The following is a 15,897-nucleotide window of genomic DNA, read 5'->3' as shown; positions in this document are numbered from 1 at the left end:
TGCACGGCTCGCCGGTTCGGCGGCCGGGATGTGAAGACGAGACCCCGCGCGGCCGGCACTACGGACGGTCGCGCGAAAGCTCGCTCGTCGTCAGCTTCGCATGAAGCCTTCGCACTCGCCCTCGGCCCAGGCGAGGGTCTTCTCCATGCCTTCACCCTGGAAGTAGCGCAGGCACATCTTGGTCAGGGTGGCCTGGAAGTAGATCTGCTGCGCGACCTTGGGCGGGGCAGGCGAGGCCGCCATCGACAGCGTCTGGTGCTTGAAGGGGTTCGGGTAGTGGAAGAGCGTGCCCTTGGGCGGCCCTACCTCTTCCCAGACCTTCAACGTCGTGAGCTTTTCGTAGGCCGGCAGGTCGTAGCCGCCGCTCGCGACCACCATCTTCTCGATCGATGCCGGTTGCGACAGGTGAGACAGCAGGCTCTTGGCGGCCTCCTTGTTCTTGGAGAACGACCAGATCGACCAGAAGAACGGCAGGTAGGGCGCGAAGCGTCCCTTGGGTCCGGCCGGGAAGCCGTGGGTCCAGCATTGCTCCGCGACTTGCGGGGCATCGCGCTTGGCGACCGCCCATGCGCTCGGCGGGTTCATGATCATCGCGCCCTTGCCGGCGACCAGCCACTTGTTGTTGGAGGCATCGTCCCATGCGGAGACATCGGGCGGCAGGAAGGCGAGCAGCTTCTTGTAGTACTCGAGCGACTGGCGCACCGCATCGGTCTTGACGGTCAGGTTGCCCTTGGCGTCGACCAGTTGCGCTCCGAACGAGTGGAAGATCGCGCCCGCGGTGTCGACACTGTCGCTGGTTTCGCCGAGACCGATGCCGAACGGGAACCCGGCCTTGTGGCAGGCTTCGGCCGCCTTGAGGAACGTATCGAGCGTCCAGTTGTCCGCCTTCGGCGGGCTTCCGGCCGGATACATCTCCTGGACGTCGATATTGGCGTATTTCTTCATCAGGTCGATGCGCGAGCAGGGGCCCTTGATCTGGCTGCCGACGCTGGCGGGAACACCGAGCCATTTGCCGTCGGCCTGGCCGAGATATTTCACCGTGCCGTTGACGTCGCCGTTCAGCTTGAGGAGCGGGTCCATGATGTCATTGACCGGCTCGAGCAGCTCGGCATTGGCCTGTGGCCACCAGGTCGGCATCTGGAAGATATCGTGACCGGATTTCGCCTGCGCTTCGGCGGCGATGGTCACGATGTTCTTGTTGCCCTGGCTGGTGATGTAGTCGAGCTGGACCTCGACCTTTTCCTTGGCGGCCCATTCATTGACGAGCTCGGTGGAGGCACTGTTCGCACCCGGCACCCAGTGATCCCAGAAGCCCATCGAGAGCTTTCCGGCTGCGTAGGCGCCACGTACGTAGGGGGCTGTAATGAGCGCCGCCGATGACAGCGCTGTCGCTGCAACGAATTCTCGGCGCGAAAGCTTCTTCCGTGACATGGCATTCCCTCCCTGGTAGCCGACGGACAAAAGACTTTTTGAATCCCGCTGTTGTTTTTGTGCGTCGCGTTCGCGCGACGTCGCGGGATTTCATTCACACTGATCAGAACAGAATTGCCGGCTGCTGTCGAGAAACGAGATGCCTATGCCAAGTAGTACTAACGTTGTGGTCAAATCGCAGGCAGTGTCATCAGCATCACTACAGTTGCCCCGTGGTTTGCCGTGCTTGCGGTGATCATGCTGCGACGCACGCGGAGGTTGGCACAGCGATGCTCGCGGACGGTGCGCGGTTGAGCCGCAGGTTTCCGGCCACACCTGACCGAGCCATGTTCCGTCATGTTGATGCCCGGCGCGACCGATGGACTTGCCGAAGCCGGAAACGATAAACTCCGGATTCGTCGAACCTGCCCGCCGCGTCAGTCCAAGCCACCATCGATCACGGAGACCCGATCATGCTCATCCCGGTAGCGAAGCTGCGAGCGCAGTGGAGATTGTGCGCCGCGGTTGGGGCCGCCGCCGTCACGCTGCTTGCAGTGCCTCATATGGTCGATGCGCAGATCGTGCAGGGCGTCGAAAACGGCGCGCGCGAAGGCAACAAGGCCGCCGGACCGGTTGGCGGAGTTCTCGGCGGAGCAATCGGCGGCGTCGTCGGGGTGGTAACCGGCGTGACCGGGGTCTTGACCGGTACCAATGCCGGAAACGGAAAGAACGCCCAGCCTCCGGCGTCCAGCGACAAGCAGGGCGCCAAGGCCGCCAAATCGGCCAAGGCCGCCGCCAAGGACAAGGGCGCGAAGCAAGCGCCGACCGTGCTGACCCAGGCCGGGGCGCCGCAGCTCACGGCCGAACAGATCGTCGCCAACAGCGACGCCAACATCGACCGGATCAAGAAGGAGCTCAACCTGACGCCGGAGCAGGAGAAGAATTGGGCCGGCTTCAACAGTGCGATGCACTATCTCGGTCACAATGGCGCCGACCGCCTCAACCTGCGCATTGCACGGGCGCAGCGCGATCCGCCTGATGACATCATCGAGCAGATGCGCAACGAGGCCCAGTTCCTCAATGACCGCGCCGTCGATCAGCGCGGCGTCGCCGACGCCGCCGAGCCGCTCTATGCGAGCCTCGACGACAAGCAGAAACAAATCTTCATCAACGAAATGGTCCGGCTCAGCCACGAGCGCGGGCTCGATTAGCGCCATTTCCGACGGCGAAGTGGGGACGAATAGCCGGGCCACCAAGCCCTGGGGTAGGTTAAAGGCGCAGCACCCGGCTATTCTGCCGCAGCGGCGCGGCCCGGTTAATTCGTCATTCAATGTTGAAGAAAAACGGACCGGATCACGCCCGAGTGATGGCCGAGTCAGGGCCTTGTCGGGAACCACTTTGCTGAGATGAAAGTTTGGCCGGCACATGCGCCGGCCAATTGTTGAGCAACGGAATAATCCGGCGAAGACCGGTTCAGCTCTTCGGGAAGTTCAGCTCCACGCCGACGCCGTCGGGATCGTAGAGGAAGATCTGGGTGTCGCCGGTGCGCGGCACGATCTGCTCACGGAAGCTGACGTTCTTCGCCTGCAGGCGCTTGCGCACGGCATCGACGTCGGTGGCGGCGAAGGCAATATGATCGAGCCGCCCGGTGTCTTCATATTTCTTCTCGGTGCCGCGCACCACGATGCCGTCGCGCGGTTTGCGAGTGCCCATTAAATGGACAGTGGCCTGGCCGCCGGAATAGAGCCAGTAGCCGGGGAAATCGAGCGGCGGACGATCGCCATTCTCGAGCCCGAGCACATCGCAATAGAACGCCTTGGTCTTCTCCAGGTCCTGCGGTTCGATCGTGAAATGCTGTAGTCCACCCAGTGGCATGGTTCTTCTCCCTGAGAAATCGGGTTAAACGAAGCTGAGGTCGGCATCGACGCCCAGCATCCAGGCGCCGACGGTCTCGAAATGGCTGAAGCGGCCCTGCAGTTGCTGGGTCACGGTGTGGATGTCGCGGAAGCGCCGCTCCAGCGGATGGCCGTCGAAGATCGCGGTGGCGCCGGCCGTGTTGTAGGCGAAGTCGACGGCTTCCCGTGCCTTGTGGATGGCATGCGTTGCCGCCATCCGGATCGTCATGCGCTGCGCGACCGTAATGCTGTGCCCGGCAACCAGGTCATGCCAGATATCCGCCATCGACTGCAGCAGGAAGGCGCGGGCGGCGCGCAGATTGACCTCGGCCTGCGCGAGGCCGGATTGCACCACGGCATTGTCGCGCAGCGTCTTCTTCATGCCGCGCGGCACCTTGTTGCGGGCGACGTCGATGAAATCGTCCAGCGCGGTACGGGCGATGCCGCAGGCAACCCCGGCGAAGCCGACCTGATAACAGGTGTGGTTACTCATCCGGTACAGCGGACCATTCTCGCGGCATTCGCGATCGAACTCGCGGGTGATCGAATGGTCCGCGCGGACGAAGACGTCGTTGAGCGCGAACTGGTCGCTGGCGGTGCCGCGCAGCCCGACCGTGCTCCAGATGTCGGTCCATTCGACGTCTTCGGTCCGCACCAGCATGGTGCGCTCGACCTGCTCGCCATTGGCGTCGCGGCGCGGCGAGCCGTCGGCGGCATAGACCGGGCAGTGGGCGCCGAGCCAGGTGGCGTGCCGTCCGCCTGATGCAAACGACCAGACCCCGGTGACGCGGTAGCCGCCTTCGCACTCGACCGCCTTGACCTTCGGGCCGGGTCCCCAGGCCAGCACAGCGCGCGGATCGGCAAACACCTCCTGCGCGACCGGCAGGTCGAGATAGGCCGCCGACATCGCACAGCCGCCGGCCTGGCTCAGGCACCACGCCGTCGAGGCATCGGCCTTGGCGATGGTTTCGATGACATGGAAGAAGGTGACGGGATCGGTCTCGACCCCCTCCGTCGAGCGCGGCAACAGCAGGCGGAACAGCCGCGCCTCATGCAGCCGGTCGAGCAGATCGAGCGGCAGGCGGCGGGTCGTCTCGATCTCGTCGGAGGCGGCTGCAACCGCGTCCCTGACCGCCTCGGCGCGGGCGATCACGTCGCGATCGCCGGCAAGATCGGCAGAAGGTGCGTTCATGTTCACCTCCCTCAGGCGCGCCGGATGGTTGCGGAGGCCGCGACGTCGGCCGTCGCGTTGAGCTCCTTGTCGATCTGTTCGATCGACTTGCCCCGGGTCTCGAGCCCGAAGAACAAATAGACGGCGCCGGCCATCAGGAACCAGCAGCCGAGATAGACGAAGGCGGTCGGGATCTGGGTCAGCGGCACATCCGGCTTGAGATAGTTGTTCGAGCCGACGATCAGGGCAAGCCCGACTGGTCCGATGATCTTGCCGATGCCGCCGAAGCCATAGGCCGATCCCATGCCCGTGGTGCGCAGATGCGACGGCCAGACCTCCGCGGCATAGGGGCCGACGATCGCAAAGCCGCCGTCGGCGAAGAAGAACGCGGCGCCGAGCAGCAGCCAGAACGCCGAGATGCCGAACAGCGTCGCGTCGTAGTGATAGCCGGCAATGATGGTCAGCGCGCCGGCGCCGAAGCCGAGCAGGCCGCCGGCGATGCGCCGTCCCAGCAGTTCCGAGAAGTAGGAGAACGAGATGCGTCCGAGGAAGCCGGTGATGCTGAGCAGGATCATCATTTTGGCGGCCTCCTGCGGCGAAACCTTCAGGAGCAGCACGAACAGCGCGGGCGCCCACAGCGTGATGCCGTAGACGCCGGTCTGCGCGCCGGCATTGCCGAGCCAGGAGACGATCAGGCTGCGCGGATATTTGAACAGATCGAACCAGCTTGTCTTGACGATTGGGCCGGCGTCGGCCGCGCTCGGTAACGGCAGCTCCGATGGTGGCACCTGCAGCGCCCAGGCCAGCGACTTGCGGGCTTCGTCATAGCGTCCCTGCCGGCACAGCCAGCGCGGCGACTCCGGAACCCAGAGCCGGACCAGCAGCACCAGGACAGCGGGCAGCACGCCGATCGCAAACAGCAGCCGCCACTGATCGGTGCCCATGATCGCGCCCAGAACCGCGCCGAGGCCGACGCCGAGCGGGATCACGCAGGTCACGAGCCCGCCGACCCAGCCGCGCTTATGCGAGGGCATGAACTCCTGCACCAGCGGCAGGTCGACACAGTAAAGTCCGCCGACGCCGGTGCCGACGAAGAAGCGCAGGATCGCCAGATAGACCCAGCCATTGTCGGGCGTGAAATAGAGCAGGCCGGTCGCGATCGAGAAGTTCAGGACGGTGCCGACGAAGACGATGCGGCGCCCGACCTGGTCGGCGAGCCAGCCCCACAGATAGGCGCCGAGGATGGCGCCGATGCCGGAACTCATCAGCACGGTGGCCGATTGGCCAAAGGTGAGTTTCCACGGCCCGATCAGGAACGCGAGCACAAAGCCGATCAGGAAGTAGTCGAAGAATTCCAGCGCATCGCCGATGATGGCCGCCGCGAGGATCTTGATCTGGTTGCCGGTCAGAGTCGTCCGGCGATCGAGAATCTCGAACATGGCGCGTCTCCCCATGGCGCCTGTTCGTTGTTGTTGGGAGCGTGCGTCGCGCCAGCGCATCGCCCATACGGTGAGGCTATCCTCGCGCTGTCGCGAACGGCAAGCCCGCACCGACGCGGGGCTCATCTGCACGGGCGCGATAAGCGATTTGGCCTACTGCTGCGCACAAATCGTGGTGCGAAAGCCTGATGCGGGCCGCGGGACCCGTTGACTCCTGCAATGCCGATCGCCCACGTTTGCGTGAAGAAAGTTTAGGGGGCAGGCCGGGTGGACGAAAAGCGCAAGCATCCGCGAACCGAGGTCAATGAACCCGGCTATGTCTCGTCGGGCGGCTCGGTCATGCATTGCACGATCGTGAACATGTCGCCGGAAGGGGCGGCCATCGAGGTCGAGAATCCAGCCTTCGTCCCGCACAGATTCCGCTTGGTGATGGCCCGGGACGCCTCGGTCGTCTATGACTGCCAGGTGATCTGGAGCAAGAAGACGCGGATTGGAGTGAGTTTCGTGACGGCCGCCTGAGTGCGACAATCTCCAGGGAACGCCGTGACCGACCGTGCCAGGTGGGGCGGGTCTGGTTGCTGGAACAGCAGGTGAGGCGCCGATGACTCCGGAACCCGCAACAATCTGCCTCGGCTGCTGGCAAAACCTGCATATGCCGATCCCGTTGCGCGGTCCCTTGTCGGCGCCATTCCGCCTGTTCGGTGTCCGGCCGAGCCGTATGAATCCGAACACCTGCACGATCTGCGAGATGGCCTTCTCGAAGATCATGAAGGCGCGCGCCGTGACCATCGACGCCACCCTCCTGTTCGCCGATTTGCGCGGCTACACCACGCTGACGCAGACCATCGCGCCGGCCGGGCTGACATCGCTGCTCGATGCGTTCTACGACGACTGCGCCGCCGCGATCTGGCGCTATGACGGCATTCTCAACAAGACGATCGGCGATGCCGTGTTCGCGATCTTCAATTTTCCGGTGCGGCGGGAGGATCATGCCGTGCAGGCCCTGCTGGCGGCGCGCGAGATCCAGCGCCGTTTCCAGGATAGGCACGATGCCCTGGTGCGGGCGATCGGCGCCGGCGACATCGAGCTCGGCATCGGGATCGGGATGGACAGCGGTGACACCAATTTCGGAGAGTTCGGCCAGACCCATCGCGACCTGACCGCGGTCGGCACGGTCGTCAATCGCGCGGCACGCGCCCAGGCGATGGCAAAATCCGGCGAGATCCTGGTCACGACGGCCGTGCGCGACCGAACCCGCGACATGATCACCTCGGCCGGTTCCGATTATACGCTGAAGGGCTTCGACCAGCCGGTGACGCTGTTTTCTGCCTGAATTGACGCGTCGCAAAAAAAACGGCTCCAGCGTGCCATAGCGCGCCGAAGCCGTCGGGATGGTCGTTTGCCGATTACGAACGTCGCCTCAACGCCGGACCGGCGGCTTCGTTCCCGCCCACGTGAAATCCTTTTGAACCGGGTCAGCGCCACATGCCGCGCATCCGGGCGCCGATATCGATCGGCGGCGCCCGGCTGGCGGAGGAGGCCTGCGCGGCCGCGGCGCGCGGCCATGTAGTCCGCTCGAACATTGGCAGCAGCCGTTCCGGGATGAAGCGGGTACGCGAGGCGTACATGTGGCGGTCACCCTTTGCGGCCTGGCCATGGACGAAAAAGCGCTGCGGCAGCAGCAGATGCAGATCGTCCTTGGCGCGGGTCATGGCGACATAGAGCAGGCGGCGCTCCTCCTCGAGCTCGGCTGAAGTGCCGGCGCCGAGATCGGAGGGCATGCAGCCGTCGACGACGTTGAGCACGTAGACGGATTTCCATTCCTGCCCCTTGGCGGAGTGAATGGTCGACAGGATCAAATAATCCTCATCGAGCAGCGGCACACCGGCCTGGTCGCTGGTCGCGTCGGGCGGATCGAGCGTGAGTTCGGTGAGGAAGCGTTCGCGCGACGGATAGCCGGCAGCGATCTGCTCGAGCTGAATGAGGTCGGCGCGGCGGACCTCGCTGTCCTCGTGGATCCGATCGAGATGCGGCTCGTACCAGAGGCGCGCGCGTTCGATGTCGACCGGCCATTCCGAGTAGCGGAGGTTCTCGATCGCCTCGACGAACAGCCGCCAGTCGGCGCCGGCGCGTGGCGGCGCAGGCAGCGCCACGAGCGCCGCGATCGGATCGGGGGCTTCTGCCATGCGGTCGAGCACGCGCTGCGCCGAAGCCGGCCCGACACCGGGCAACAGATGCAGGATGCGAAAGCCGGCGACCCGGTCGCGCGGATTGGCGGTGAAGCGCAGCAGCGCCAGCATGTCCTTCACGTGCGCGGCGTCGAGGAATTTGAGGCCGCCGAATTTCACGAAGGGAATGTTGCGGCGGGTCAGCTCGACCTCCAGCGGACCGCTGTGCGAGGAGGTGCGGAACAACACCGCCTGATGCTTCAACAGCGCGCCTTCCTCACGGTTGGCCAGCACCTGCTCGACGATGTAACGGGCTTGATCGGCTTCGTCGCGGATCGTGACGAGCAGCGGCTTGCGGGTCGAGGTCCGGTCGGTCCACAGGTTCTTGGTGAAGCGTTCCTTGGCGAGCGAGATCACGCCATTGGCGGCCGCCAGGATCGGCTGCGTCGAGCGATAGTTGCGGTCGAGCGTGACGATCTCGGCGGCCGGGCTGAACTGGCTCGGGAAGTCGAGGATGTTGCGCACGGTGGCGGCGCGGAACGAGTAGATCGACTGTGCGTCGTCGCCGACGACGGTGAGCCCGCGTCCCGCCGGTTTGAGCGCGAGCAGGATAGAGGACTGCAGGCGGTTGGTGTCCTGATATTCGTCGACCATCACATGGTCGAAGCGGCCGCCGATCTCCTCGGCCAGGGCCGCATCGGTCACCATCTGCGCCCAGTAGAGCAGCAGGTCGTCGTAATCGAGCACGTTCTGCCGCTGCTTGGCTTCGACATAGGCCGCGAACAATTGCTTCAACTCGCTGGCCCAGCCGGAGCACCACGGGAAGAACTGGCCCAGCACGGCCTCGATCGGCATCTCCGCGTTGACGCAGCGTGAATAGATTGCAAGGCATGTGCCTTTGGTGGGAAACCGGCTTTCGGTGCGGGAGAAACCGAGATCGTGGCGGACCAGGTTCATCAGGTCGGCGGAGTCCTCACGGTCATGGATCGTGAAGGCCGGGTCGAGCGCGATGCGTTCGGCGAATTCCCGGAGCAGTCGTGCGCCGATGCCGTGGAACGTGCCGGCCCAATTCAGCGCATCGGTCATGATCGAGGCGCGATCGCCGAGCACGCGCCGCGCGATGCGTTCGACGCGGCCGGCCATCTCGGCGGCTGCGCGTCGCGAAAAGGTCATCAACAGGATGCGGCGCGGATCGGCGCCCGCGACGATCAGATGTGCGACGCGATGGGCGAGTGTATTGGTCTTGCCGGAGCCCGCGCCCGCGATCACCAGCAACGGGGCGCCGACGATGCCATCCTTGCCGACCCCGTGCTCGACGGCGCGGCGCTGCTCGGAATTGAGCGCATCGAGATAGGCTGTGTTGGCAAGATCAGGCACGAATCACCCCCACGAAACGCTAACAGACATTGCGATTCCGTGGAGCCGGCGCACCTCCATGGGAGCAGAGAAATTAGATTGACATTAACGCGCCGCGGAGCACAACCGCGCCATGGCTGATGTTTCCAAATCCGACACGCCGCTGAAGGCGACATTCAGAGTGCGGCTGAACGGCGAGACGGTGACGCTCGCGACCGTCGGTCAGGCCTACCGCTTCATCAGCAATCTCAGCGCCGTCGAATGGATGGAGTTCCGCTCGCTGCATGACGACGCGCTGGTCGCGCTGGAGCGCGCGGCCGGTAACGCCATGCTGACGGTGCAGGCAACCTCCGCGCTGCGGATGCTGTTCGTCCGCGCCAAATTGCTCTGAAAAGAAATGGGCCGCCTTGGCCCTCCGCGGCGGCCCGAGAGTGCGGCCGAAGCGCATTGCGCACCCGGCCGTCGCGTGTACCGCCGTTACCTTGTTTGCGGCCATAACGAACGGGCCTTACGAAAGGCGCGCCGATTCGGCTGTAGCTGCAACACCACAATCAGTGGCCGACGTCGTCGACGAGGCGGTCATACACAAGGGCAGAGCGCAGGTTCATTGTTGCGATCCTCAGATAGCTGGGCTCGCGCATCGCGTTGTTAAACATCATGATCGCCGTCTTCCAGTACCCGCGCTCGCGCTGATCAATGTTCAGCGCTGACAGGTAGTCCGCCGCGTCGCCAACGGTCGCGAGCGTTCGCCCGTCTTTCAGCGTGATCGGGAACGCAAGCGGCGACCGCTTCTCCAGCTCTAGCACGAAAGGCTCCCCCAAAAGGCAAACAGCAATAGCAGAACAGACCTAGCTGCGCCGCTATATCAAAGCCTTAAGGGAGTGTCCGGGTTGGGCAGTTCAGAAGGAATCCGCCAGTGCGATCTCCGCCCGGAGGGCATCGATGCGCCGTTCGGCTTCCTCCGATGTCAGGTCGCGTGCGTACTGGTTCGGCTGATAGGCCTCCTCGGCCAAGGTCCGCAACCGTAGCGCTTGGGCACGCGACATCAGCCCGCCCAGCCGCTCCGCAACCCCGCCAAATCTTACCGCTGCCATGCTCATCGCTCACCTCACTTGCCGGATCGTGACTTGACAATATGTTCTATTTTTGTTCTAACAAGCCATGGACAACAAGATCAATGAAATTCGTCGCAAGATCAGCACTTTGCGGGCTGAGATGACCTTGGTCGAGGCGTCGATCCGGGATCAGGTCAACCGCGATCTGGATTGCAGCGAAGCGTCATACCGGCTGATGGCAATGCGCGCCGAAGTGACCGAGCTCATCGGCCGGTGGAAGGCCGCCGGCGGCGGCGAGCGCCTCCCCACGGTGCGGGAGCGGCTGAGCCGAAGCTTTGCGGATCGTGCCGTCGCGACCGGCAAGCCGGCACCCGACAAATCGGACAAAGGCAAGCTCAGGCCGGGCCAGAGCAACGCCAGGGTTTGACCGGTCCTCCCGAGCGGGAGGGCGCGTCACACACCGGCGCGAGTCCGAATCTGGTTTCGAGGCGGGAACCCTAGCCGCGGGTGGGCATTTTCTTGTGGTGAGAGCAAACACCATAGCATCGCCCAGCGCCATGATCGCCGATCCGACCGCGCCACCGCGGGCATCGATGAATGACGATCGCAGCCCGTTGCTGACGCTGATCTCCTGCATCAGCTGCATCAGGACGATGCGGCTTGAGAGCAGCTCTCCGGGCAGCGAGGGCAGGGACATCCTTCAATATCGCTGCGAACAATGCAGCCGCATCGAACGGGTGCAATTGGTGCGGCGAACCTGGCCAGCGGACCGTTAGCCCTCGATTTGAAGATTATGACCGCGCTCTCGCCTTCCTGGGCAGATCTTCATTTGCCGGGAGATCGTCCGACACGCTTACGGAGCGTTGCCCCGTCAGCTTCGAGAGTTCGCGGCTGAGGTCTTGAATGCGGTACGGCTTGCGCAGAACCGGAAAGTCGGACCGCACGTTGCGCGCACTCTCGCTGTAACCCGTCGTCAGCAGGATCGGCAGCTCGGGCCTCCTGTCGCGGATCGTGCGCGCCAGCTTCAGCCCATCCATCTTGCCGGGCATCACGATGTCGCTGAACACCACGTCGACCCCGTTGGTCTCGATTTCCGATAAGGCAGCCTCTGCGTTCGAAGCCCAGCGCACGGTGTAGCCGAGCTGTTCGAGCAGGCCCGTGCTCGCATCGGCGACCGCCGGATTGTCCTCGATCAGCAGGACCGTTGCGGAGCCGCGCACGCTGTCGCCCGCGGTCGTACCCGTTGCGGCCTCGGTCCCGCGCGGGAGGTAGATGCTGACCGTGGTGCCCTTGCCAAGCATGCTTGCAATCTCGATCCGGCCGTCCGCCTGGTGGGCGAAGCCGTGGACCTGGGACAGTCCGAGGCCGGTCCCTTTGCCGACCGGCTTGGTGGTGAAGAACGGGTCGAAGACCTTGCTCAGCACATCCTGGGGGATGCCTTCGCCGGTATCGGCTACGCTGACGGCCACCTCGGTGGTTGCGGGTACGTTTCGGGCCGAGACCGTCAGCGTGCCGCCACTAGCCATCGCGTCCCGCCCATTGACGACAAGGTTGATCAGCGCGGTCTCGAATTCGTTCGAGTCGACGAAGATCGGCCAGAGATCCGGCTGGATCTCCAAGTTCAGCTTGATCGCGCTGCCGAGCGCGCTGCTCAGCACCTCGCGCACCGCGGTGATCCTGTCGGCGACATCGATGGTCTGCGGGTTGACGCTCTGGCGGCGCGCGAAGGTGAGCAGCTGGCTGGTCAGGGATGCGGCGCGGTCGGATGCGGTTTCGATCGCGCTCAGGGCAAGCTGGCCGCGCTCGCTCGTCACCTCGCGCTTGATCCGGTGCAGGTTTCCCGAAATGATCATCAGCAGGTTGTTGAAGTCGTGCGCAACGCCGCCGGTCAATTGGCCCAGCGCATCCATCTTCTGCGATTCCGCGAGCTGTCGCTGCACCAGTTCGAGCTTCTGCTGCGCCTCACGCCGCTCGGAAATGTCCCGCGTGATCTTGGCAAAGCCGACCAGACTGCCGTCGCTGTCGCGGATCGGATCGATCACGACGCTGGCCCAGAAGAACGAGCCGTCCTTGCGGACTCGCCAGCCATCCTCCTCGTAGTGCCCGGTCTCTTCCGCGATCTTGAGCGCGCGGGCCGGCTTGCCCGCGGCTTGGTCGGCCGGCGTGTAGAACCGCGCGAAGCTCTGGCCGATGATTTCGCTTGGCGAATAGCCCTTGATGCGCTCGCCGCCGGCGTTCCAGTTGGCGACGATGCCGGCCGGCGTCAGCATGTACAGCGCGTAGTCGGTGACGTTGCTCACTAGTAGGCGGAACTGGCTTTCGCTGGCGTCGAGATCCGCGCGCGCCTGTTGGCGCTCGGTCACGTCGCGGGTGACCATCGCATAGCCGATCAGCTTGCGCTTCTCGTAGATCGGATCGATGACGACAGAGGCGTAGAATTGCGAGCCATCCTTGCGGATGTACCAGCCCTCGGCCACGGCGTGCTTTTCCTTCCGCGCCATCCGCAACGCCATCGCGGGAAGGCCCGATGCACGATCCTCCTCAGGGTAGAAGACCGAGAAGTGCTTGCCGAGGATCGTCTTGGCCGGATAGCCGGTGATGCGCTCGGCGCCCTTATTCCAGTTGATCACCCGTCCATCGGGGGCGAGCGTGCAAATCGCATAGTCAATCGCCCCTCCGGCCAACAGGCGGAAGCTGCGTTCGCTTTCGAGAATGCCCCGCTTGAGCTCGTCTGACTTTTTAACCATCACCAATCCTGCCAACGCCGGGAACGTTCCGGGGAGGCCAATGTTCCAATGCGATCAAATGCGCCGATCGGGCCCAAGCAATATGAACGGCTTACGCTACTGCGCAAAAAGTTCCAATGCGCATGGGAACTTTTGGTTCCATCGACGATTAAGCCCCTCGGTTTGCGTCACAAATCGCGGTTTTGGCGTTTTCCCGCTTGAATAGATCAAGGGCAGTCATTCTTATGGTCACACTGGCTTCTCCGAGTCCCTGGATTCGTGGCCAGCGCGTAGGGGAAATTACATGACCGATCTCGGTTCGCCGCCTCGTCCCCGTGCTGATACACGCCGCGCCCAATCATCGAACGGAAGCCTCGATTCCTCACACGATCTGCTGCAATCGCTGCAGGCGATGCGCGGCGGCGACTTCTCGGTTCGGATGCGTGGCGACTATCTCGGTATCGATGGCAAGATCGCCGACGCCTTCAACGAAATCGCAGCCGCCAACGAGCGCATGGCGCAGCAATTGGCGCGCGTCGGACAGGTCGTCGGCCGTGAGGGACAGACCCGCCAGCGCGTCAATTTCGGCCTTGCCAGCGGCGCTTGGGCCGACATGGAAAGCTCGGTCAACACCCTGATCGACGATTTGCTTTGGCCGACCCGCGAAGTCACCCGCGCGGTTGCCGCGGTGGCGCAGGGCGACCTGCTGCAGACCGTGCAACTCGACGTCGAGGGCAGGCCGCTGCGCGGCGAATTCCTGCAGTCGGCGAACATCGTCAACACGATGATCAAGCAGCTCTCTGTGTTCACCTCGGAGGTCACGCGCGTGGCCCGCGAAGTCGGCACCGAGGGCAAGCTCGGCGGCCAGGCCCAGGTGCCGGAGGTGACCGGCGTCTGGAAGGACCTGACCGAGAGCGTCAACTCGATGGCCAACAACCTGACCGGCCAGGTCCGCAACATCGCAGAGGTGACGATCGCGGTCGCCAACGGCGACTTGTCCAAGAAGATCACGGTCGACGTCCGCGGCGAGATCCTGCAGCTGAAGGAAGCCATCAACACGATGGTCGATCAGCTGCGGTCATTCGCTTCCGAAGTGACGCGCGTGGCGCGCGAGGTCGGCACCGACGGCAAGCTCGGCGGCCAGGCGATCGTGCCCGGCGTCGCCGGCACCTGGAAGGACCTTACCGACTCGGTGAACGCGATGTGCGGCAACCTGACCGCTCAGGTCCGCAACATCGCCAACGTGACCACGGCCGTGGCGCGCGGTGACCTGTCACGCAAGATCACGGTCGATGTCAGCGGCGAGATTCTCGAGCTGAAGGACACCATCAACACGATGGTGGACCAGCTCAATTCGTTTGCCTCGGAAGTGACGCGCGTGGCGCGCGAAGTCGGTACCGAAGGCAAGCTCGGCGGCCAGGCCCAGGTGCCCGGCGTCGCCGGCACCTGGAAGGATTTGACCGACAACGTCAACTTCATGGCGTCGAACCTGACCGCCCAGGTCCGCAACATCGCCGACGTCGCGACCGCGATCGCCGGTGGCGACCTGTCGAAGAAGATCACGGTGAACGTATCGGGCGAGATCCTTCAGCTGAAGGAAACGCTCAACACGATGGTCGACCAGCTCAACGCGTTTGCGTCGGAAGTGACGCGGGTGGCGCGCGAGGTCGGCACCGAAGGCAAGCTCGGCGGCCAGGCCAACGTGCTCGGCGTCGCCGGCACCTGGAAGGATCTGACCGACAACGTCAACTTCATGGCGTCGAACCTGACCGCGCAGGTCCGCAATATCGCAGGGGTCACCACCGCGGTCGCCAATGGTGACCTGTCGAAGAAGATCACGGTCGACGTGCGCGGTGAAATCCTCGAGCTGAAGGACACCATCAACACGATGGTGGACCAGCTCAACGCCTTCGCCGGCGAGGTGACGCGCGTGGCGCGCGAGGTCGGCACCGAAGGCAAGCTCGGCGGCCAGGCCGAGGTGCGCGGCGTCGCCGGCACCTGGAAGGATTTGACCGACAGCGTCAACTCGATGGCCTCGAACCTGACGGCACAGGTCCGCAACATCGCCGAGGTCGCGACCGCGGTGGCGAAGGGCGACCTGTCGAAGAAGATCACCGTGAACGTGTCGGGCGAAATCCTTCAGCTGAAGGAAACGCTCAACACGATGGTCGACCAGCTCAACGCCTTCGCTGGCGAGGTGACGCGCGTTGCGCGCGAGGTCGGCACCGACGGCAAGCTCGGCGGCCAGGCCGAGGTGCCCGGCGTCGCCGGCACCTGGAAGGATTTGACCGACAGCGTCAACTCGATGGCCGGCAACCTCACGGCGCAGGTTCGTAACATCGCCGAGGTCGCGACCGCGATCGCCGGCGGTGACCTGTCGCGCAAGATCACGGTCGACGTGCGCGGCGAGATCCTTCAGCTGAAGGAAACGCTGAACACGATGGTCGACCAGCTCAACCGCTTCGCGGGCGAGGTGACGCGCGTGGCGCGCGAGGTCGGCACCGACGGCAGCCTCGGCGGCCAGGCTAACGTGCCCGGCGTCGCCGGCACCTGGAAGGATCTGACCGACAGCGTCAACTCGATGGCCGGCAACCTCACGGCGCAGGTCCGCAACATCGCCGAAGTGACGACCGCCGTGGCGCGCGGCGACCTGTCGCGCAAGATCACGGTCGACGTG

General features: G+C 64.3%; 14 protein-coding genes. 6 read left to right on the top strand and 8 right to left on the bottom strand.

The annotated features are described in order from the left end of the window. Positions 1–90: 90 nt before the first annotated feature. The gene (locus JQ573_RS39370; RefSeq protein ID WP_212314438.1) at positions 91–1,431 is read right to left on the bottom strand and encodes an ABC transporter substrate-binding protein; all 1,341 of its coding nucleotides are present in this window, start codon (positions 1,429–1,431) and stop codon (positions 91–93) included. Positions 1,432–1,883: 452 nt separating this feature from the next. Between JQ573_RS39370 and JQ573_RS39365 the strand changes: the two genes are divergently transcribed. Further along, positions 1,884–2,621: a Spy/CpxP family protein refolding chaperone gene (locus tag JQ573_RS39365; RefSeq protein WP_409334702.1), complete on the top strand. Its 738-nt coding sequence runs from the start codon at positions 1,884–1,886 to the stop codon at positions 2,619–2,621. Positions 2,622–2,883: 262 nt separating this feature from the next. On the opposite strand, the gene JQ573_RS39360 is transcribed toward JQ573_RS39365, so the two are convergent. From JQ573_RS39360 to JQ573_RS39350, 3 genes are read right to left on the bottom strand one after another with little or no spacing between them, the layout of a single operon-like run. Further along, the gene (locus JQ573_RS39360; protein ID WP_212314440.1) at positions 2,884–3,285 is read right to left on the bottom strand and encodes a VOC family protein; all 402 of its coding nucleotides are present in this window, start codon (positions 3,283–3,285) and stop codon (positions 2,884–2,886) included. A 24-nt stretch (positions 3,286–3,309) separates the two neighbouring features. Next, positions 3,310–4,497 (bottom strand): acyl-CoA dehydrogenase family protein, encoded by a 1,188-nt coding sequence (locus tag JQ573_RS39355; protein ID WP_212314442.1) that lies wholly within the window; start codon positions 4,495–4,497, stop codon positions 3,310–3,312. An 11-nt stretch (positions 4,498–4,508) separates the two neighbouring features. Continuing rightward, positions 4,509–5,915 (bottom strand): MFS transporter, encoded by a 1,407-nt coding sequence (locus JQ573_RS39350; protein ID WP_212314444.1) that lies wholly within the window; start codon positions 5,913–5,915, stop codon positions 4,509–4,511. 267 nt (positions 5,916–6,182) lie between these two features. Between JQ573_RS39350 and JQ573_RS39345 the strand changes: the two genes are divergently transcribed. Then, positions 6,183–6,434, top strand: a complete 252-nt coding sequence (locus tag JQ573_RS39345) for a PilZ domain-containing protein (protein ID WP_212314445.1) — start codon at positions 6,183–6,185, stop codon at positions 6,432–6,434. An 82-nt stretch (positions 6,435–6,516) separates the two neighbouring features. Then, positions 6,517–7,248, top strand: coding sequence for an adenylate/guanylate cyclase domain-containing protein (locus JQ573_RS39340; RefSeq protein WP_212314446.1), 732 nt, complete (start codon positions 6,517–6,519; stop codon positions 7,246–7,248). A 142-nt stretch (positions 7,249–7,390) separates the two neighbouring features. Here JQ573_RS39340 and JQ573_RS39335 read toward each other — a convergent pair whose 3' ends face one another. After that, entirely contained in the window at positions 7,391–9,460 is a 2,070-nt protein-coding gene (locus JQ573_RS39335; protein WP_212314447.1) for an ATP-dependent helicase, read from the bottom strand. A gap of 112 nt (positions 9,461–9,572) precedes the next feature. Between JQ573_RS39335 and JQ573_RS39330 the strand changes: the two genes are divergently transcribed. Beyond that, positions 9,573–9,830 carry a hypothetical protein gene (locus tag JQ573_RS39330; RefSeq protein ID WP_176531322.1) on the top strand — a complete coding sequence of 86 codons (258 nt, stop codon included), beginning with the start codon at positions 9,573–9,575 and terminating at the stop codon, positions 9,828–9,830. A 160-nt stretch (positions 9,831–9,990) separates the two neighbouring features. Here the strand turns inward: JQ573_RS39330 and JQ573_RS39325 are convergent, their stop codons facing one another. Both JQ573_RS39325 and JQ573_RS39320 read right to left on the bottom strand, forming a co-directional pair. Next, positions 9,991–10,245 carry a hypothetical protein gene (locus tag JQ573_RS39325; protein WP_176531323.1) on the bottom strand — a complete coding sequence of 85 codons (255 nt, stop codon included), beginning with the start codon at positions 10,243–10,245 and terminating at the stop codon, positions 9,991–9,993. Between the two features lie 93 nt (positions 10,246–10,338). Further along, complete coding sequence (locus JQ573_RS39320; RefSeq protein WP_229166414.1) at positions 10,339–10,539, bottom strand: DUF3072 domain-containing protein; 201 nt, start codon at positions 10,537–10,539, stop codon at positions 10,339–10,341. Between the two features lie 61 nt (positions 10,540–10,600). On the opposite strand from JQ573_RS39320, the gene JQ573_RS39315 reads away from it, so the two are divergent. After that, entirely contained in the window at positions 10,601–10,921 is a 321-nt protein-coding gene (locus JQ573_RS39315) for a hypothetical protein (protein ID WP_212314449.1), read from the top strand. A gap of 364 nt (positions 10,922–11,285) precedes the next feature. On the opposite strand, the gene JQ573_RS39310 is transcribed toward JQ573_RS39315, so the two are convergent. Then, positions 11,286–13,241: a PAS domain-containing sensor histidine kinase gene (locus tag JQ573_RS39310; protein ID WP_212314451.1), complete on the bottom strand. Its 1,956-nt coding sequence runs from the start codon at positions 13,239–13,241 to the stop codon at positions 11,286–11,288. A gap of 283 nt (positions 13,242–13,524) precedes the next feature. On the opposite strand from JQ573_RS39310, the gene JQ573_RS39305 reads away from it, so the two are divergent. After that, positions 13,525–15,897, top strand: a 2,373-nt coding sequence (locus JQ573_RS39305) for a HAMP domain-containing protein (RefSeq protein WP_409364741.1), incomplete at its 3' end; no start/stop codon positions are given.

The organism is Bradyrhizobium sp. AUGA SZCCT0105 (assembly GCF_018129565.1).
In the GTDB taxonomy this organism is placed as follows: Bacteria; Pseudomonadota; Alphaproteobacteria; order Rhizobiales; family Xanthobacteraceae; genus Bradyrhizobium.
This window is presented reverse-complemented; position numbering and strand designations above follow the sequence as displayed.